Source organism: Microbacterium sp. BDGP8 (assembly GCF_029991045.1).
In the GTDB taxonomy this organism is placed as follows: domain Bacteria; phylum Actinomycetota; class Actinomycetes; order Actinomycetales; family Microbacteriaceae; genus Microbacterium; species Microbacterium plantarum.
In genome coordinates this window covers 192,952-211,573 of the sequence record NZ_CP120712.1, presented here as the reverse complement: position 1 = coordinate 211,573, position 18,622 = coordinate 192,952, and the positions used below count along the sequence as shown (strand labels likewise).

Genomic DNA, 18,622 nt, shown 5'->3' with positions numbered 1-18,622 from the left:
CTACCTCGGGACGGCGGTCCGGGCGGCGTCCGCCGGAGCGGGAACGTCGATCGCACGATCTGCGATGACCCGACGATACTCCTTCGCGCTGTCCTTCAACGTCCGCTCCTGCGTGTGGTAATCCACGTGCACGATGCCGAAGCGCTTCTCGTAGCCCCAGGCCCATTCGAAGTTGTCGAGCAGCGACCAGTAGAAGTAGCCGCGGACGTCGGCACCGGCCTCCTGGGCGTCGAGGATGGCGCCCAGGTGCACCCGCAGGAACTCGGTGCGCTCGGCGTCCGGCACCGACTTCTCGCCGTCGACCTCGACGAGCTCGTCGTCGTAGGCGGCGCCGTTCTCGGTGACGTAGAGGATCGTGCCGACGGGCTGGGCGTACTCGGTCCACACGCGCTCGAGCAGCTGGGTCAGCCCCGCGGGCTGCACCTCCCAGTGCATCGACGTGCGGGGCAGACCCCGCTCGTGCCAGTAGATGTCGTGACCGGCGGGCCACGGCGAGCCGGTCTTGCGATCGGTGGGCGCGTCTCCCGGGGTCGGCGGGTTGGGGTCGGGACGACCGCCCACGAACTCGCCGTGGTAGTAGTTCACCCCGAGGGCGTCGAGCGGCTGCGCGATGATCGTCTCGTCGCCCGGGCGCACGGCATCGCGCCAGCGCTCGACCGCCGCGGCATCCACCTTCTCGATGTCGGCGACGATGTCGCCGGGGTAGGCGGCCCGGAAGATCGGGTCGAGGAACCAGCGGTTGAACTGGCCGTCGATGCGCCGCGCCGCGTCGACGTCGGCGGCATCGGCCGGATCGGCCGGTTCGGCCACCGTCAGGTTCAGCGTGATGCCCAGCGACAGCGACGAGTCGCGCTCGCGCAGGGCGGCGACGGTCTGCCCGTGACCGAGCAGCAGGTGGTGCGCCGCGAGCATGCCGTCGCCGATGTCGAACCGTCCGGGAGCGTGGATGCCCGCGGTGTAGCTGAGGAACGACGAGCACCACGGCTCGTTGAGCGTCGTCCAGTGGTGCACGCGGTCGCCGAGGGCGTCGTGCATGTCGAGGGCGTACTCGGTGAAACGATCGGCGGTCTCGCGAAGGGTCCACCCGCCCCGGTCCTCGATGGCCTGCGGCAGATCCCAGTGGTAAAGGGTCAGCCACGGGATGATCCCGGCACCGAGGAGCTCGTCGACGAGCCGCTCGTAGAAGTCGACGCCCTTCGGGTTGAGCGCGCCGCCGTCGGGACGCACGCGCGACCACGAGGTGGAGAACCGGTACGTGTCGAGACCGAGCTCCTTCATGAGCGCGACGTCGTCGCGGTAGCGGTGGTAGTGATCGCACGCGACGTCGCCGTTGTCGGCGTTGATCACGGCACCGGGAACACGGGCGAACGCATCCCAGATCGACGCGGTACGACCGTCTTCGAAGGCCGCGCCCTCGATCTGGTACGCCGCGGTGGCTGCTCCGAAGAGGAAGCCGGTGGGGAAGCTGCGCGAAGCGTTCATGTTCTCCTGCTGAGTGCGGTCGAGGTTCAGGGTCATCCCTTCACCGCCCCGGCCATGATGCCACTGACGAGCTGCTTGCCCGCGAAGATGAACAGCAGCAGCAGCGGGATGGTGGCGAGGATGACGCCCGCGAGCACGACCGAGTAGTCGACGAAGTAGTTCGACTGCAGCAGCGACAGCGCCACGGGAAGCGTCGGGTTTTGCCGGTCGAGCACGATGAACGGCCAGAAGAAGTTGTTCCAGGCTCCGACGAAGGTGAAGAGGAACAGCATCGCCGCGGCCGGACGCGCCGCGGTCATGCCGACGGTCCAGAACGTGCGGATCATCGAGGCTCCGTCGACGCGCGCCGCCTCGATCAGCTCGTCGGGCACCGCCTGACGCAAGTACTGCGTCATCCAGAACACGCCGAAGGCGCTGGTGAGCGCCGGGATGATGATGGCGCCGATCTGCCCCGTCCAGCCGAGCTCGGAGAACAGGATGTAGAGCGGCACGACGCCGAGCTGCTGCGGCACGGCCATCGTCGCCACGACGAAGACCAGCAGCCCGGGTCCGCCGTGGAAGCGCAGCTTCGCGAAGGCCCAGCCGGCGAGCGTCGAGGTGATCACGACGGCGGCGGCGATGAGGAACGAGCTGTAGATGGAGTTCCACAGCGCCGGCCAGAAGTTGACGGCCGGGTTGGAGATGACCGACAGGGCGTTCTCGATGAAGTTGCCGCCGGGGATCCACGGGAAGGGCTTGCGGAGCGTGGACGAGTCGCCCGAGCCGATCACGAACGACCAGTAGAGGGGGAACACGGCCGAGAGGAACACGGCGCCGAGGATGGCGTAGGTCCAGAACCCGGGACGGCTGCCGCGGATGCGCCGGGCGCGGCCACCCCGGCGCTGCTTGCGCGCGTTCGGGATGCCCTCTTCCACCGTGGCGAGGGGGACGGGAGTGCCGATGGTGCTCATGCCTGGTTCTCCTTCAGCGCGCGCTGCGCCTGCTTGGACTGCTTCTTCTGCTCCCGTTTGCTGAGCTCACGGCGAAGTCCTTCGTCGCGGACGAGGGTGCGCGTCACCACGAGGTTCACGAGTCCGATCAGCACGATGATGATGAACAGGATCCACGCCATCGCCGCGGCCCGGCCGAAGTTCCACTGTCCCCAGCCGACGTCGTAGAGGTAGAGGGTGATGGTCAGCCACTGCTGGGCGGATCCACCACGGCCGAACTGGTCGAACACGCGCGGCTCGTCGAAGATCTGCAGGCCGCCGATCGTGGCCGTGATGATGACGAAGATGAGCGTCGGCTTGAGCGAGGGCAGCGTGATCGAGAAGAACTGGCGCACGGGGCCGGCGCCGTCGACGGTGGCCGCCTCGTAGAAGTCGCGGTTCACGGCCTGCATGGCCGCGAGCAGGATGAGGGTGTTGTAGCCCATCCAGCGGTAGTTCACCATCGTGGCGATCGCGACATGGCTCCAGAACGGCTCGACGTGCCAGGGGATGGCGCCGATCCCGATCGCTTGGAGGATGCCGTTGATGAAGCCCGACTGGTCGGCGAACATCGCGTTGAAGATGAGGCCGACGGCGATGGGGGCGACGACGTAGGGGACGAGCACCGCCATGCGCCAGAAGGTCTTGGCGCGGATGTTCCGGTCGAGCACGGCCGCGATGAAGATCGCCAGCACGAGCTGCGGGACGCTCGAGAGCAGGAAGATGCTGAACGTGTTGCGCAGCGCGGTCCAGAAGTGGGGCTGCGACAGGATCCAGATGTACTGGTCGAATCCGATGAACTCACCCTCGCCGCGGATGAGGTCCCAGTCCATGAACGAGATCACCGCGGTGTACGCGATGGGGAAGAGCCCCACGATCGCGAACATGATGAAGAACGGCGAGATGTAGAGGTACGGCGAGAAGCGGATGTCCCACTTGCTGAGCTTCTGCGAGAAAGAGATGACTCGCGGAGGACGACCGCCGTCGTCGTTTCGGGGGGCGCGCGTCACTGGGCGCTGCTGAGTCGTGGTCACGATCGTCCTTCGGGTCCGAGAGGGGGACGCCGGGGCGCACCGATGATCCGATGCGCCCCGACAGGGTGGGTCAGAAGGCTCCGACCTCGGTCACCCAGGTCTTCCAGGAGGTCTCCTTGTCCTCGATGCCGTCGAAGACGCGCGTGATGGCGTTTCCGAGGGCGTCGTGGAACTGGAAGTACTTCGGGCCCTTGAAGGTCGTGACGGTGATCGCGTTGGCGCGGTCGATGCCGATCTGACCCGAAGGAGCGTCGTTGAAGTACTCGTTGACGAACCCGGTCAGGTCGGGGCTCGACTGCGCCTCGGGCTGGCTCGGGAACGTACCGGCGTTGTTGAAGGCCTTGATCTGCGTCTCGGGAGACGTCAGCCAGTCGGCGAGCTTCTGCGCGTTGGTCACGTTCTTGCCGTTGGCGGGGACGACGAGGTACGAACCGCCCCAGTTGCCGCCGCCCTCGGGGAAGGCGTTGGCGATGTCCCATCCGGCGATGTCGGGGGCTTCGCCCTCGATGATGCCGTGCATCCACGGCGGGCACAGCATCGCGGCGAACTTGCCACTCGCCATGGCCGCGTACCAGTCGTCGGACCACTGTCCCGGGTAGGCGGCGATCGGGATCGCCTTGTCGACGACGGTGTCGTAGGCCGCGCGGATGTCGGGGTTCTCGGTCGCGATGACCGTGCCGTCCGGCTCCTCGTAGGCGACGTCGAGCTGGTTCACGACGCCCTGCAAAACGGAGTTCGCCGAGTCGATGAAGGGCTCACCCGTCTTGGCGACGTAGTCACTGCCGACCTGGAAGAACGCGTCCCATGTCGGGAAGAGCTTGGCGACCTCTTCGCGGTCGGTGGGCAGGCCGGCTGCCTCGAACAGGTCGGCGCGGTAGCAGATCGCCTGCGGTCCGACGTCGGTGCCGTACGCGACGAGGTTGCCCGCGGCGTCGGTCGCCGCCTTCTCCTTCCAGTCGAGCCAACGGCCGGCGAGCTCGTCCGGCACCGGGGCGACGAGGTCGGAGTACTGCATCATCTCGGGGAACCAGTCGACCTCGACGCCTTCGACGTCGGCGAGGCCGGTCTTGCCAAGCTTCTGGAAGAAGTTGGTGCGGGCGTCGTTCGAGGTCGCCGCCTTGGTGTGTACGACCTTGATGCCGGTCTCCTCGGTGAACTCGGCGAGCAGTTCGTCGGTGTAACCGAAGTCGTTGAACGTCGCGAGCGTGACGGTGTCGGAGTCGCCCCCGGATGCGGCCTGGTCACCTCCGCCCGAGCATCCGGCGAGGACGATGGCCGAGGTGGTTGCGACGCCGGCCACGAGGCCGATCCGCCGCAGTGCGCGTGAATTCACGTGTCACTCCTTCGTGATTGCGGTATCTGGTGCGCGGCGGTTCGCACCCGACTATGGGAGCGCTCTCACCGATTGCCCATGACCATACGGGAGCGCTCCCAGGAACTCAAGAGAGCGCTCCCGAAGTGGATGGTCACGATCGGGTCACGACACCGGCCGGATGCGGCGGACGAGCGGCGCCTTCCCACCCGTAGACTGGTCGCGCACCCATCCCGCGACCTCCGGAGCGAGCAATGCCCACCATCGTCGTCGACGTCATGCCCAAGGCCGAGCTCCTGGATCCGCAGGGCAAGGCGGTGTCGGGAGCTCTCACTCGTCTCGGCGTGGCCGGCTTCTCCGACGTCCGCATCGGCAAGCGCTTCGAGCTCACCGTCGACCGCGCCGACGACGCGACCCTCGAGACCGCTCGCCGCATCGCCGACGAGATCCTCTCGAACTCGGTCATCGAGGACGTCGTGAACATCGAGGTCGTGGAGTGACCGCGCGCATCGGTGTCATCACCTTCCCGGGCTCGCTCGACGACCGCGATGCGCAGCGCGCCGTCCGTCTCGCGGGCGCCGAGCCCGTCGCGCTGTGGCACGGCTCGCACGACCTCGACGGTGTCGACGCGCTCGTGCTGCCCGGCGGCTTCAGTTACGGCGACTACCTCCGCGCCGGCGCGATCGCGGCGCTCGCGCCGATCATGGCCGAGGTGAAGGATGCCGCAGACAAGGGCATGCCGATCCTCGGCATCTGCAACGGCTTCCAGATGCTCGTCGAGGCGCACCTGCTGCCCGGCGGCCTGATCCGCAACGCCCACCAGCAGTTCATCCGCCGCGACCAGCGCCTCGTCGTCGAGAACGCCGACACCGCCTGGACGAGCGGCTTCGAGACCGGCCAGGAGATCGTCATCCCGCTGAAGAACGCCGACGGCGGCTTCACGTGCTCGGCCGAGACGCTGAAGCGGATCGAGGGCGAGGGTCTCGTGGCCTTCCGCTACCGCGGCGTGAACCCCAACGGCTCGCTCGACGACATCGCCGGTCTCACGAATGAGCGCGGCAACGTGGTCGGGCTCATGCCCCACCCCGAGCACGCCGTCGAGCCCGGATTCGGCCCGAACACCACCGACGCGATGCGCTCGGGCACCGACGGGCTCACGTTCTTCACGTCGGCCGTCGCGGCGGTGCTCGCCCGCGTCTGAGCACCGGGTCGGTAGCGTGGGGGCATGAGCGAATCCCCCCGCCCCATCGTCGTCAGCGTGCCCACCGACGAGCTGGCAGCCGACATCGGCGCCGTGCCCAAGGGGATCGACCTCGTGGTGTGGGACCTGCGGTCCCCCGCGCCCCGAGACGCGTTCGACATGGTCGTTCCGCCGTACATGTCGGGCAAGCGACTCCTCTCGGCTCTCGAGAACATCAGCGTCGGGATGCTGCAGAGCCAGTCGATCGGCTATGAGGGCATGGGGCGTTACCTTCCCGAGGGCACGAAGCTGGCGAATGCGTCGAGCGTCCACGAGACGGCGACCGCCGAGATCGCGGTGGGCCTCGCGATCGCGGCGCAGCGCGACCTCGCCGACTACGTGCGCAACCAGGAGTCCGCGCGCTGGGCACCGCAGTTCAGCCGCAGCGTCGCTGATCGCACGGTGCTCGTCCTCGGCTACGGCGGGGTGGGCAAGGCCGTGGCATCCCGGTTGCTGCCGTTCGAGACGACGATCGTCCCGGTCGCGTCCCGAGCCCGGGACGAGGACGGCGTCCACGTGCACGGCATCGACGAGCTCGACGAGCTGCTGCCGCGCACCGACATCCTCATGATCACGCTGCCCGGTGGCGAGACGACGAAGGGCCTCATCGGCGCCCGTGAGCTCGCGCTGCTGCCCGACGGCGCGCTCGTCGTCAACGTCGGACGCGGCACGGTGCTCGACACCGACGCCCTCGTGTCCGAGCTGCAGTCCGAGCGCCTGCGCGCCGCCCTCGACGTCGTCGATCCCGAGCCGCTGCCCGAGGACCACCCGCTCTGGGGTGCTCCGGGCGCGCTCGTCGTGCCGCACGTGGGCGGCGCGGCCGACGCCATGCGTCCGCGGATCGCGAAGCTCGTCCGCACGCAGATCGAGCGCCTCGCCGCCGGCGAGGAGCCGCTCAACATCGTCGAGCCCTGAGCCGCCGGGCCCTGATGGGGCCCGGCGGTTCAGACGCGGAAGATCGTGTGGACCGGGCCGCAGACGTCCTGGCCGCCGAGCTCGACGAGCTCCATGAGAACGGCGGTGCCGACCGTCCGGTGCCCGAGGCCTTCGAGCAGGCGCTGGGCCGCGCGCAGCGTGCCACCGGTCGCGAGCACGTCGTCGACGAGGAGCACGCGCGTACCGCGTGGCAGATCGTCCGCCATCTCGATGGTCGCCTGACCGTACTCGAGGTCGTACGAGACGGATGCCGCCGGGCGCGGCAGCTTGCCCGCCTTGCGGATCGGCACCATGCCGACACCGCTCGCCGCCGCGACGGCGCCGGCGATGAGGAATCCGCGCGCCTCGACGCCGGCGACGACGTCGAACTCACGGGCGAAGGGCGCGACGATCGCGTCGACGACGGTGCGCAGCGCGGTCGCGTCGGCGAGCAGCGGCGAGATGTCGCGGAAGAGGATGCCCGGTTCGGGGAAGTCCGGGATGAGCGCGATGAGCGACTCAGCGTGCTCGAGGGGGTCGGAAGTCACCGAACCACCCTAGGCCCGTTTTGATGCTCCTCCGACGGCGAGGTCGCGACTGCAAGCGCTTGCACTAGAGTGAGCGCCATGACCTCCTCTTCCGTGGACACGGCGGCATCCACCCTCGCCCCGATCGGGATCTCCCGGCCCGGCGCCGAGTGGTGGCGCACCGCCGTCATCTATCAGATCTATCCCCGCTCGTTCGCCGACGCCTCGGGAGACGGCATCGGCGACCTCGCCGGCATCACCTCGCGCCTGGGCGACCTCGCCGACCTCGGCGTCGATGCCGTCTGGCTGAGCCCCTTCTTCCGGTCGCCGCAGAAGGATGCCGGCTACGACGTCTCCGACTACTGCGACGTCGACCCTCTCTTCGGCACCCTCGCCGACTTCGACACGATGCTCGACGAGGCGCACGCCCGCGGCATCCGGGTCATCGTCGACCTCGTCCCGAACCACTCGTCCGATCAGCACGCCTGGTTCCAGGAAGCGCTCGCGGCGGAGCCGGGCAGCGCCGAGCGCGCGCGCTACATCTTCCGCGACGGCAAGGGCGAGAACGGCGACGAGGCGCCCAACAATTGGGAGTCGGTCTTCGGCGGCCCCGCCTGGACGCGCACGACGAACCCCGACGGCACGCCGGGCCAGTGGTACCTGCACCTGTTCGACTCGACGCAGCCCGACTTCGACTGGGCCAACCCCGAGGTGGGCGACGAGTTCGAGCGCATCCTGCGGTTCTGGCTCGACCGCGGCGTCGACGGATTCCGCGTCGACGTCGCCCACGGCCTGGTCAAGTCGGACGGCCTGCCCGACTTCGTGCCGGCCGAGGACGCTGGATCGATGGGCGGCGACAGCCTCGACGTGCCCTACTGGGGCCAGGAGGGCGTGCACGACATCTACCGCCGCTGGAACCGCATCCTCGCCGAGTACGAGGGCGACCGGGCTCTGTGCGCCGAGGCGTGGCTGCCCACCGTCGACGAGACCGCCCTGTGGGTGCGCCAGGACGAGATGCACCAGGCGTTCAACTTCCCCTACCTGCAGACCGAGTGGGACGCCGACCACCTCACCGAGGTGATCTCCGAGTCGCTGCGCGCCTTCCCCGCGGTCGGCGCGCCCGCGACCTGGGTGCTGTCGAACCACGACGTCGTCCGCCACGCCTCACGCCTGGCGCTGACCGCGGAGAACCCGCAGGGCCACGGTCTCGGCCCCGACTCCCCCGGTCAGCCGGACGCCGTCGTGGGCCTGGCCCGCGCCCGCGCCGCGACGACCCTGATGCTCGCCCTGCCCGGCTCGGCCTACCTCTACCAGGGCGAGGAGCTCGGGCTGCCCGAGGTCGTGCACCTGCCCGATGACGCCCGTCAGGACCCGACCTGGTTCCGCACCGACGGTGAGCGCTACGGCCGCGACGGATGCCGCGTGCCGATCCCGTGGGAGGCCGACGCCCCCGGATACGGGTTCAGCCCGACCGGGGCCTCGTGGCTGCCGCAGCCCGAGGAGTGGCACGGCCTCGCGCGTTCGGTGCAGGACGGCGACCCCGCCTCGACCCTGGCGCTCTACCGCGAGCTGCTCGCCGCACGTCGCCGGCACGACCTCGGCGCCGGATCGCTCGAGTGGGTCGATCTGCAGCTGGGTGACGACGTCGTGGCGTTCCGCAACGGAGACGTGCTCGTCGTCGCCAACACCGGCACGGATGCGGTCGCACTGCCCGCCGGTGAGATCCTGGTCTCGAGCGTCGCCGATCTCGCCGAGAGCGCCGGTGACGTGGCCGAGCTGCCCGTCGACGCGGCGGTCTGGATCCGCGTGAGCTGACGAGAGGAGCGGGAGATGGTCGGCATCGACGACGTCGCGCGACGCGCCGAGGTCTCGACGGCGACCGTCTCCCGCACCCTGAGCGGCCGGGGTCCGGTGTCGCCCACGACGCGCGAACGCGTGCTGCGGGCGGCATCCGATCTCGGCTACGTCGTCTCGTCGGCGGCCTCGAGCCTCGCGTCCGGACGCACCCGCAACATCGGCGTACTCGTGCCGATCCTCGACCGCTGGTTCTTCTCGCGCGTGCTCACGGGCATCGCCGCGACCCTGCAGCGCGACGGCTACGACGTCGCGCTGTACGCCCTCACCGCCGAGGCCGACGAACGCCGCCGGGTGTTCGCGACCTCGCTGCGACGGCAGCGCGTCGACGGCGTCATCGTCGTGTCGATGGCACTCGCAAGCGACGAGATCGCGCAGCTCGGCGACCTGGGCCTGCCGGTCATCGCGATGGGCGGGCAGCTCGCGGGCCTGCGGTCGCTCACCGTCGACGAGATCGAGGTGGCCCGGACGGCGACCGAGCACCTGCTCGACCTCGGGCACCGCGACATCGCCCACATCGGCCTGCATCCGCAGTTCGAGGGCGACTTCCACATCCCCACACAGCGTCGCCGGGGCTTCGAGGCCGCCCTGTCCGAGGCCGGCGTCGCCCCGCGGACAGACCGCTTCGCGGCGGCGGACTTCACGATGGCCGGCGGGCATGATGCCGCGACGCGGTTGCTCCGCGACGCCGAGACCCGCCCCACCGCGATCTTCGCGGCCTCGGACGAGATGGCGATCGGGGCGATGCTGGCGGCGCGCGAGCTCGGGCTGCGCGTTCCGGAGGACGTGTCGATCATCGGGGTCGACGGCCACGACCTCGGCGAGTTCTTCGGCCTCACAACGGTCGACCAGTTCCCGGGCCGACAGGGCGAGCGCGTGGCCTCGGCGATGATCGCGGCGCTTCGCGGGGCGGCGTCCGAGGCCCCGGCCGACCTCGACTTCGCGCTCGTCGAGCGGTCGAGCACGGCCCCGCCGGCCTGAAACCGGCGCAGCGACCCCCGGGCAGCGCGCAGGCGCCCTCCCGTAGGCTCGGAGCATGTCCTTGGACCTCGACGCCCTCTACACCGACCTGCACCGGCACCCGGAACTGTCGTTCCAGGAGACGCGGACGGCCGCCGTCATCGCGGCTCGGCTCAGCGAGCTCGGTCTCGAGTACCAGGAGGGCATCGGCCGCACCGGTGTCGTGACCGCGATCCGCAACGGAGACGGTCCCGTCGTGTGGCTCCGCGCCGACATGGACGGCCTCCCGGTACCCGAGCAGACCGGCCTCGAGTACGCCTCGACGGCGCGCGGCGTCGACCCCGCGGGCAACGACGTGCCCGTCATGCACGCCTGCGGCCACGACATGCACGTCACCGCGCTTCTCGGAGCCCTCGAGCAGCTCATCGCCACGCAGCACGAGTGGTCGGGAACCGTCGTCGCCGTCTTCCAGCCCGCTGAGGAGTACGGCGCGGGCTCGCAGGCGATGCTCGCCGACGGCGTGCTCGACCGCTTCCCGAAGCCCGACATCGTGCTGGGCCAGCACGTCACGCCCCTCCCCGCCGGCGTCATCGGCGTGCGACCGGGCACCCAGATGGCAGCATCTGACGGCCTCAGCGTCGTGCTGCACGGTCGCGGCGGCCACGGCTCTCGCCCGCACTCCACGATCGATCCCGTCGTGATGGCGGCGGCGACGGTCATGCGCCTGCAGACGATCGTGTCGCGCGAGGTCGACCCGCGCGATGTGGCCGTCGTGACGGTCGGCTCGATCCACGCCGGCCTGAAGAACAACATCATCCCCGCCGAGGCGAAGCTCGAGCTCAGCCTGCGCTACCCCGACGACGCCGCGCGGGAGCGCGTCATGGCGAAGGTGGAGCGCATCGTGCGCGCCGAAGCCGCCGCATCCGGTGCCGAGACCGAGCCCACGATCACGGTCGACCACACCCTGCCCCCGACGATCAACGACCACACCGCGACCGCCCGCCTGACCGCCGCATTCGAGCGCGCCTTCGGCGAGGGCAGCGTCGTCGACCCCGGCATGTTCACCGGCAGCGAGGACGTCTCGTGGTTCGCCCGCGAGGCCGGCGTTCCCCTCGTGTTCTGGTTCTGGGGCGGCGTCGACCCGCAGAAGTTCGCGGATGCCGTCGCAGCAGGCACCGTCGAGCGCGACATCCCCACCAACCACTCCCCGTTCTTCGCGCCGGTCATGCATCCGACGATCGAGCGCGGTGTCGAGAACCTCGTCGTGGCAGCCAAGGAGTTCCTCGCATGAGCGACCCCAACGACCCGTTCGCCGATTTCGAGCCCTACGAGCCGCCGGCCAAGCCCGAGCGCGCGAAGCGCGAGAAGGCGCCGCGTGAACCGCGTGAACCGCGTGAAGCGCGTCAGCCGCGCGAGAAGAAGCCCCGCGCGTCGCGTGAGCCCGGACCCAAGCGAGAGAAGGCGTCGGGGATGCCGTCCGTCATGGCGGACTGGCCCGACGAGCCCCTCGCGCCGCGTCCTGCCGAGCGGAGCGACGACGGCGGCGGCGGCGATCGTCGCCTGCTCGTCATCCTGTCGAGCATCGCCGGCTTGCTCGTGGTCGCCGTCATCGTGGTGTTCGCGATCTATCTGACGCAGCAGTCGCAGCGGCAGGAGCCCGCGGCCGGCCCGGTGCCGACGGCTCCGGCGACGCAGTCGATCCCGCAGCCGTCCGGCACTCCGCAGCCTTCGGAGAGCCCGAGCGCCCCGGCCGCGGCCGCGGGCGTCGCGGTGACCGCGGACGGGTTCACGATCACCGATGCCGGCGGATCGACGACCTTCACCCACGCGTGGGCGGATGACGCGGCTCCGGCCGTGGCGGCACTCACCGAGCTCTTCGGCGCGGCTCCGACGGAGGACTTCCAGAACGGCGACGCCGAGAACTATGCGTATCGGATCTACGTCTGGGAGGGTTTCCGGCTCTACGACGTGTATCTCAGCGAGAGCAACCGCCCGCGAGCCGAGGTTCCCGCACCGACCTACGTCTCCTACGACTCGGACATCGACGTACCCGTGACGGACGACTTCGGGGTCGAGCTCGACATGTCGGCCGACGAGGTCGCGGCGCTCGGTCCCGACTCCGGCCAGGGCGGTTCGTTCGTGTTCGGCTCGGACCGCAACACCTTCTACCAGGACGGTCAGCGCCGCTTCGGAGCAGCCGTCACGGTCGAGGGCAGCAAGGTCACGGTCACCTACACCTTCCGCGCCGGGCGCTGAGAGGGTCTCCGTGCCAGGCCGGGATGCCGCCGGCGGTGACTCCCCTGCCAGGATGGCGGGTATGACCACAGCGACACCGCGGCGGCCCCTCATCGTGCTCTCGATCGTGGCGGGGGTGCTGCTGATCGTGGCGGCGGTGGTCGTGTTCCTGCTCGCGCAGCGCGATGCCGCACCCGCGGCTGCGCCGTCGTCCCCGGCCCCGACTCAGACCAGCGCGGCATCGGGGCCGACCCCGACGCCCACGCCGACACCCACACCGGCGGATGCCGCACCCGTCGCAGCCGAGGTGGTCATGGCCGCGACCGGTTTCACGATCGTCGCCGATGACGGATCGACGCTGCTCGAGTTCCGCTGGCGCGATGAGGTCGGGCCGGCCGTCGCCGCACTGACCGAGGCGTTCGGAACGGAGCCCGAGCTCGGCGTCCAGACCGGAGACGGCACCCACTTCCCCGACTACACGATCTACGACTGGGCCGGCTTCGCGCTGTACGACATGATCTTCGTCGACGGCAACAAGCCGCGGGACGAGTACGGCATCCCGACGTGGGTCAGCATCGGGGCGAACGAGGTGCAGGAAGTGCCCATCACACCCGAATTCGCGCTCACCATCGGCTCGGCCGCGGATGCGGTGCGCTCGAACGGTCCCGACGACGAATGGGCGATGCCCGGCGACGGCGAACTGCGCTTTGTCTTCGACATCGACCGAACTGATTTCCTCTCTCCCGACGGTCCGGTGCGAGACCTGTCGTACAGCGTCTTCGCGGACGCGACCGAAGGCCTCGGCGTCACCGACATCCTGTACCGCCCCTACAGCGGGCTCTGAACCGAACGCAGAAACCACGGTTCGACAACGCTCCGGTGACGCTCGGCGCGGCGAGATTGCGCAGGATGCCGCGCCAGGCGTAATGTCGCCCGCCGTGACCACTGACAGTCGCGAACCGGGCGAGGAAACCACGCCGATCGCGAAGCGCATCCTCATCGGCGACCCGCTCGATTCCGAGAAGCTCGACGACCAGCTCCTCCCCAAGCGCCGGGCCCTGCCGATCTTCGCCTCCGACGCCCTGTCGTCGGTCGCGTACGCGCCGCAGGAACTGCTGATGATCCTGGCGATCGGCGGCACGGCGATGCTCGCCTTCAGCCCGTGGGTCGCGCTGGCGGTGGTGGCCCTGCTCATCGTCGTCGTGCTGAGCTACCGGCAGCTGATCAAGGCCTATCCCTCGGGCGGCGGCGACTACGAGGTCGCGCGCACCAACCTGGGCGAGAAGGCCGGGGTCGTCGTGGCCGCGGCGCTGCTCGTCGACTACATCCTCACGGTGGCCGTGTCGGTGGCCTCCGGCGTCGACAACATCATCTCGGCGTTGCCCGGCCTCGCCCCCTGGCGGGTCGAGCTGGCGGTCGGGTTCGTCGTCCTCATCATCATCGTCAACCTCCGCGGGGTGCGCGAGGCCTCGTCGGCATTCGCGGTGCCGACCTACATCTTCATCGGCTCGGTCGGCGTCATGGTGGCGACCGGGCTCATCCGCACGCTGCTCGGCGACGCCCCCGTCGCCTCGAGCGCGCAGTTCGCGATGGAGGCCGAGAGCCTCAGCCAGGTCGCGCTCATCCTGCTGATCCTGCGCGCGTTCTCGAGCGGCTGCTCGGCCCTGACCGGAGTCGAGGCGGTCTCGAACGGTGTGCCGGCCTTCCGCGCCCCGAAGATCGCGAACGCGCAGAAGACCCTCGTCATGATGGGCACGATCGCCATCCTGCTGTTCTCGGGCCTGACGGCTCTCGGACTCATCGCGGGCGTCCACTACGCCGAGGACCCCTGCGCCCTCGTCGGCTTCGACTGCGTCAACCAGCCGCAGCCGAGCCTCATGGCGCAGATCGCCGCCGCGACGTTCGGCATGGGGTCGATCCCGTTCTTCATCATCCAGGCCGCGACCGCCTGCGTGCTGCTGCTCGCCGCGAACACGGCGTTCAACGGGTTCCCGCTGCTGGGTGCCGTGCTCGCCCGCGACGGGTACGCGCCGAAGTCGCTGAACACCCGCGGCGACCGGCTCGTCTTCTCCAACGGCATGATCATCCTGGGGCTCGCCGCGATCCTCGTGCTCGTCGTGTTCCAAGCCGACCTGACCACCCTCATCCAGCTGTACATCATCGGCGTGTTCGTGTCGTTCTCGCTCGGTCAGGTGGGGATGGTCAAGCACTGGCGGCGTGAGTTGCGGCTGCTGCATCCGACCGCCGCCGCCGACCGCGCGGAGGCCCGCCGCGGACTGATCATCAACGGGATCGGGGCGACCTTCACCGTCGCGGTGCTCGTCATCGTCACCGTGACGAAGTTCACCCACGGCGCCTGGCTCGTGTTCATCGCGATCCCGATCCTGGCGTTCCTCATGGTCGGGGTGAGCCGCTACTACCGCGACGTCGAGCACGAGATCGCGATGGATGACGACGTGCACTACGGCTCGACGGGCGACGTCGCCCTCGTCCTGGTGAACCGCCTGCAGAAGCCCGTCGCGAAGGCCGTCGACTACGCCCTTTCGGCGAAGCACGACAAGACCATCGCGGTGCACGTGGCGGTGTCGAAGGAGTCGGCGCAGGATGTGCAGACCGACTGGGAGGTGCACCGGATGCCGGTGCCGCTCGTGATCATCGAGTCGCCCTACCGCCAATATGCGGCTCCCCTCGCGGCGTTCATCCGCAAGTACCGCGAGAAGCACGGCTCATCCGTCGTCACGGTGTACCTGCCGCAGTACATCGTGGGCCACTGGTGGGAGACCTTCCTGCACAACCGACGCGCCCGCCGCATCGCTCAGCAGCTGATGATGGTGCACGGCGTGCAGATCACCCTCGTGCCGTGGCTGCTCGATTCGTCCGAGATCGTCTACGGCCGACGCTCCCGCCCGATGCCCGGCGACGACCGGGCCGGCCGGGCCTCCGCGACCTACGGCCTGGTGGCCCACACCGATTCGCCCGACGAGCGCTGAGCCCGGCGCGGCGGTCTCGCGCGAACGCGCGCAGTAACTCCTCAAGCGCGGGCGCAGCACCGCCGCCAGCAGGCCGGTCCGGCCCTCGATGGCACGGGTTTGAGGAGTTACGGCAGGCTGACGGAGGCGGAAGCTCGGATCCGCGGCCCCGAACCGCTCCGAGCACGCGCCGCCGCCCCGAGCGACCCGAGCCCGGGCCGGCGGGCGGGCGTAGCCTAGAGGAGTGAGCTCTCCCGCCGTTCCCGCCGCTTCGCCGCGCGTCAGCCCGCTCGACGCGGTGTCGTTGCGCGCCGACTTCCCGATCCTCTCGGAAGAGGTCAACGGGCACCGGCTGGTCTACCTCGACTCCGCCGCGACGAGCCAGAAGCCCACGGCGGTCCTCGACGCCGAACGCGACTTCCTCACGCACGCCAACTCCGCCGTCCACCGCGGTGCCCACACCCTCGCGGCCGAGGCGACCGATCTCTTCGAGGATGCCCGCGCCGCCGTCGCCGGTTTCGTCGGCGCCCAGCCCGAGCAGCTCGTCTGGACGAGCGGCGCGACAGCCGGCCTGAACCTCGTCGCCTACGCGATCGGCAACGCCACGCTCGGCCGCGGCGCGCCCGCATCCGCACCGTACGCGCTGACCCCGGGCGATGAGATCGTCACGACGGCGATCGAGCACCACGCCAACCTCATCCCGTGGCAGGAGCTCGCCGCCCGCACCGGCGCAGTGCTCCGCCACATCCCCGCACGGGCAGATGGCACGCTCGACCTGGATGCCGCGGCATCCATCATCGGTGAACGCACCCGGATCGTCGCCTTCACCCACGTCTCGAACGTGCTCGGCATCGTCAACCCGGTCGCCGAGATCGTCGCCCTCGCGCAGGCGGTCGGCGCTACGACCGTGCTCGACGCGTGCCAGTCGGCCCCGCACCTGCCGCTCGACCTGCCGGCGCTCGGCGTCGACCTCGCTGTCTTCAGCGGTCACAAGATGCTCGGCCCCTACGCGATCGGCGGACTGTACGGCCGCGCCGAGGTGCTCGACGCGCTGCCGCCGTTCCTCACCGGCGGATCGATGATCACCACCGTGACGCTCGACCACGCCGAGTACTTGCCGGCTCCCCAGAAGTTCGAGGCCGGAACGCAGGCGGTCGGACCCGCGATCGGTCTCGCCGCGGCGGTGCGCTACCTGCAGGACGTCGGACCCGAGAACATCCACGCGCACGAGGTCGCCCTGGCCGAGCGCATGGGCGCGGGCCTCCGCGAGATCCCCGGCGTCCGCCTGCTGGGCGACGCCCCGGGCGCGGAGCGCGTCGGCCTGTGGTCGTTCGACGTCGCCGGCGTGCACGCGCACGACGCGGGCCAGTTCCTCGATGCTCAGGGCATCGCGGTGCGGGTCGGCCACCACTGCGCCGCTCCGCTGCACCGGCAGTTCGGGATGACGGCATCCGTCCGCGCCTCGACGGCGCTGTACAACACCGAGGACGACGTCGACCTGTTCCTCGACGCGGTGCGCGGCATCCGCGGCTTCTTCGGCGTCAGCGATCAGGCCGAAGGGGCGCACGCATGACCGGGCTCGACTCCCTGTACCAGGAGCTCATCCTCGACCACTCGAAGCACCCGGTCGGCAACCCCCTCCACGACGTCGGCGATGCGGCGCACGCCGACTCGCACCAGAAGAACCCCGTCTGCGGCGACGAGATCACGCTGCGCGTCGCCGTCGACGGCGACCGCATCACCGGGGTGTCGTGGGAGGGCACGGGCTGCTCGATCTCGCAGGCCTCGGCCTCGATGCTCGCCTCGCTGGTCGAGGAAGAGGTCGAGGGCGACGGGATGACGCGGGCCGACGCGGCCGCCCTCATCGAACGCTTCCGCGAGGCGCTGCGCTCGCGCGGCAGCATCCCCCTGGACGAGGAGACGTTCGGCGATGCCGCGGCGCTGTCGGGCGTCTCGAAGTTCTCGGCGCGCGTCAAGTGTGCGATGCTCGCCTGGGTCGCCCTCGAAGACGGCCTCGGCCGGGCCTGAGCCCCGGCTCACCGCGGATCGGCCGCAGAGGTCGGTTCAGGCCGAGGGCCGAGCGCCGGTCAGGCCGAGGGCCAGGCGACGGATGCCGCGGGCCAGTCCGATCGCTGCAGTTCCGCGAGCGTCTCGCGCTGGCGCTGCACCGACTCGAGCGAATCCGTGCGGAACGCCGTCGCGATGACGACCTCGCGCCAGTACTCGTCGCGACCCTGGTACGTGGTGAACGCGCGCGTCGCCAACGGCTCGAGCAGCGCCCACGCCTCGTCGGCGGTCAGGTACCCCGCGACGTAGGCGTAGCGGACGCCGCCGATCGCGCGCTCGATGTCGGCGGCCAGCAGCAGCCGGGGCGGACGCTCCTCATCGCCACGCGCGAGGTCGTGGATGTCGAAGACCGGCAGGTCGGTGAGGGCCGCGATGCGCGACATCATGTGCTCTGCCGCATCGCTCTGCGCGACCTCGGCGAACCGCGTCGAGAGCACGCCGCGGGCGAGCGTGTCCGCGACGAGAAGCTCGGCGTCGGAGCGCGAGACGATCTTGAACTGCTCGTCGAGCGCAGCGCGGAGCTGCTGCATGCCCGGCAGCGGCATCGCGAACCAGGGTGACCCGTCGGCGCCGTCACGGTGCTTGGCGCGCAGGTCCTGCGGCAGCTCGGCGAACGTCGGCGTGAATGCGAGCGAGGAGTTCCACCCGCGCATCGCGAAGTCGCTCGCGGCGTCGAGCGCCAGGATCTGCTGCTGCCGCGGCGTGAGCGGACTCCGCGCCGCGAGGGCGAGGTACTGCCGCTGCGCGTTGCGCGGAGCGCGGGCGTCGCGCACAGCGAGGACGATCGACGCGACGAGCAGGCCCGCGCACATCCCGAGGAAGAGACCGAACAGGTTGTTCCCGAAATCCTCGCTGCCCACCCACACGTACGACAGCACGAAGCCCAGGATGCCGATCGGCACCGCGATCGCCGTCACGGGGAGCGCCCGGTTGCGCATGGCCTTGGGGTCGGCCTTGCGCCGGGCGTCCAGCATCCGTGTGTACCGCCGGCGAGGGCGGACGGGGAACTCCACGTCGCCGGGATGGTTCTGGAGGGCGATCACGGGTTCCGTCACCCCA

17 protein-coding genes are annotated in these 18,622 nt (G+C 70.0%); 11 read left to right on the top strand and 6 right to left on the bottom strand.

The annotated features are described in order from the left end of the window. The 4 genes from P6897_RS01075 to P6897_RS01060 all read right to left on the bottom strand — a co-directional run bounded on the left by P6897_RS01075 (position 1) and on the right by P6897_RS01060 (position 4,817). Positions 1-1,518 (bottom strand): GH1 family beta-glucosidase, encoded by a 1,518-nt coding sequence (locus P6897_RS01075; RefSeq protein WP_274178104.1) that lies wholly within the window; start codon positions 1,516-1,518, stop codon positions 1-3. Then, positions 1,515-2,432 (bottom strand): carbohydrate ABC transporter permease, encoded by a 918-nt coding sequence (locus tag P6897_RS01070; RefSeq protein WP_112615779.1) that lies wholly within the window; start codon positions 2,430-2,432, stop codon positions 1,515-1,517. The genes P6897_RS01075 and P6897_RS01070 overlap by 4 nt, the downstream gene beginning before the upstream one ends. Continuing rightward, positions 2,429-3,484, bottom strand: a complete 1,056-nt coding sequence (locus P6897_RS01065; RefSeq protein WP_282501831.1) for a sugar ABC transporter permease — start codon at positions 3,482-3,484, stop codon at positions 2,429-2,431. The genes P6897_RS01070 and P6897_RS01065 overlap by 4 nt, the downstream gene beginning before the upstream one ends. 70 nt (positions 3,485-3,554) lie before the next feature. Next, positions 3,555-4,817, bottom strand: coding sequence for an ABC transporter substrate-binding protein (locus P6897_RS01060; RefSeq protein WP_282501830.1), 1,263 nt, complete (start codon positions 4,815-4,817; stop codon positions 3,555-3,557). Between the two features lie 233 nt (positions 4,818-5,050). On the opposite strand from P6897_RS01060, the gene purS reads away from it, so the two are divergent. The 3 genes from purS to P6897_RS01045 are packed head-to-tail and all read left to right on the top strand — an operon-like array spanning position 5,051 to position 6,951. Next, positions 5,051-5,296 carry a phosphoribosylformylglycinamidine synthase subunit PurS gene (purS, locus tag P6897_RS01055; protein ID WP_023953132.1) on the top strand — a complete coding sequence of 82 codons (246 nt, stop codon included), beginning with the start codon at positions 5,051-5,053 and terminating at the stop codon, positions 5,294-5,296. Then, on the top strand, positions 5,293-5,997 hold the full coding sequence (purQ, locus tag P6897_RS01050) for a phosphoribosylformylglycinamidine synthase subunit PurQ (RefSeq protein WP_269266875.1): 705 nt from the start codon (positions 5,293-5,295) through the stop codon (positions 5,995-5,997). The genes purS and purQ overlap by 4 nt, the downstream gene beginning before the upstream one ends. A 24-nt stretch (positions 5,998-6,021) precedes the next feature. Continuing rightward, positions 6,022-6,951 (top strand): 2-hydroxyacid dehydrogenase, encoded by a 930-nt coding sequence (locus P6897_RS01045; RefSeq protein WP_282501829.1) that lies wholly within the window; start codon positions 6,022-6,024, stop codon positions 6,949-6,951. A gap of 29 nt (positions 6,952-6,980) precedes the next feature. On the opposite strand, the gene P6897_RS01040 is transcribed toward P6897_RS01045, so the two are convergent. Continuing rightward, positions 6,981-7,499, bottom strand: coding sequence for an adenine phosphoribosyltransferase (locus tag P6897_RS01040; protein WP_112615769.1), 519 nt, complete (start codon positions 7,497-7,499; stop codon positions 6,981-6,983). Positions 7,500-7,577: 78 nt separating this feature from the next. On the opposite strand from P6897_RS01040, the gene P6897_RS01035 reads away from it, so the two are divergent. The 8 genes from P6897_RS01035 (at position 7,578) to sufU (ending at position 17,524) form a co-directional block, all read left to right on the top strand. Further along, positions 7,578-9,293, top strand: a complete 1,716-nt coding sequence (locus P6897_RS01035) for a glycoside hydrolase family 13 protein (RefSeq protein ID WP_282501828.1) — start codon at positions 7,578-7,580, stop codon at positions 9,291-9,293. A gap of 15 nt (positions 9,294-9,308) precedes the next feature. Next, positions 9,309-10,313 carry a LacI family DNA-binding transcriptional regulator gene (locus P6897_RS01030; protein ID WP_282501827.1) on the top strand — a complete coding sequence of 335 codons (1,005 nt, stop codon included), beginning with the start codon at positions 9,309-9,311 and terminating at the stop codon, positions 10,311-10,313. Between the two features lie 55 nt (positions 10,314-10,368). Beyond that, positions 10,369-11,583 (top strand): amidohydrolase, encoded by a 1,215-nt coding sequence (locus tag P6897_RS01025; protein ID WP_282501826.1) that lies wholly within the window; start codon positions 10,369-10,371, stop codon positions 11,581-11,583. Beyond that, complete coding sequence (locus P6897_RS01020; RefSeq protein ID WP_282501825.1) at positions 11,580-12,548, top strand: hypothetical protein; 969 nt, start codon at positions 11,580-11,582, stop codon at positions 12,546-12,548. The genes P6897_RS01025 and P6897_RS01020 overlap by 4 nt, the downstream gene beginning before the upstream one ends. A gap of 61 nt (positions 12,549-12,609) precedes the next feature. Beyond that, complete coding sequence (locus P6897_RS01015; protein ID WP_282501824.1) at positions 12,610-13,371, top strand: hypothetical protein; 762 nt, start codon at positions 12,610-12,612, stop codon at positions 13,369-13,371. Positions 13,372-13,453: 82 nt separating this feature from the next. Further along, complete coding sequence (locus P6897_RS01010) at positions 13,454-15,517, top strand: APC family permease (protein ID WP_274178095.1); 2,064 nt, start codon at positions 13,454-13,456, stop codon at positions 15,515-15,517. 223 nt (positions 15,518-15,740) lie between these two features. Continuing rightward, positions 15,741-17,069 carry a SufS family cysteine desulfurase gene (locus tag P6897_RS01005; protein WP_282501823.1) on the top strand — a complete coding sequence of 443 codons (1,329 nt, stop codon included), beginning with the start codon at positions 15,741-15,743 and terminating at the stop codon, positions 17,067-17,069. Continuing rightward, entirely contained in the window at positions 17,066-17,524 is a 459-nt protein-coding gene (gene sufU / locus P6897_RS01000; RefSeq protein ID WP_282501822.1) for a Fe-S cluster assembly sulfur transfer protein SufU, read from the top strand. Before P6897_RS01005 ends, sufU begins: the two co-directional genes overlap by 4 nt. A gap of 59 nt (positions 17,525-17,583) precedes the next feature. Here sufU and P6897_RS00995 read toward each other — a convergent pair whose 3' ends face one another. Beyond that, a complete protein-coding gene (locus tag P6897_RS00995) occupies positions 17,584-18,618 on the bottom strand; it encodes a DUF1266 domain-containing protein (RefSeq protein WP_282501821.1) in 1,035 nt (344 codons plus the stop codon). Positions 18,619-18,622: the final 4 nt, after the last annotated feature.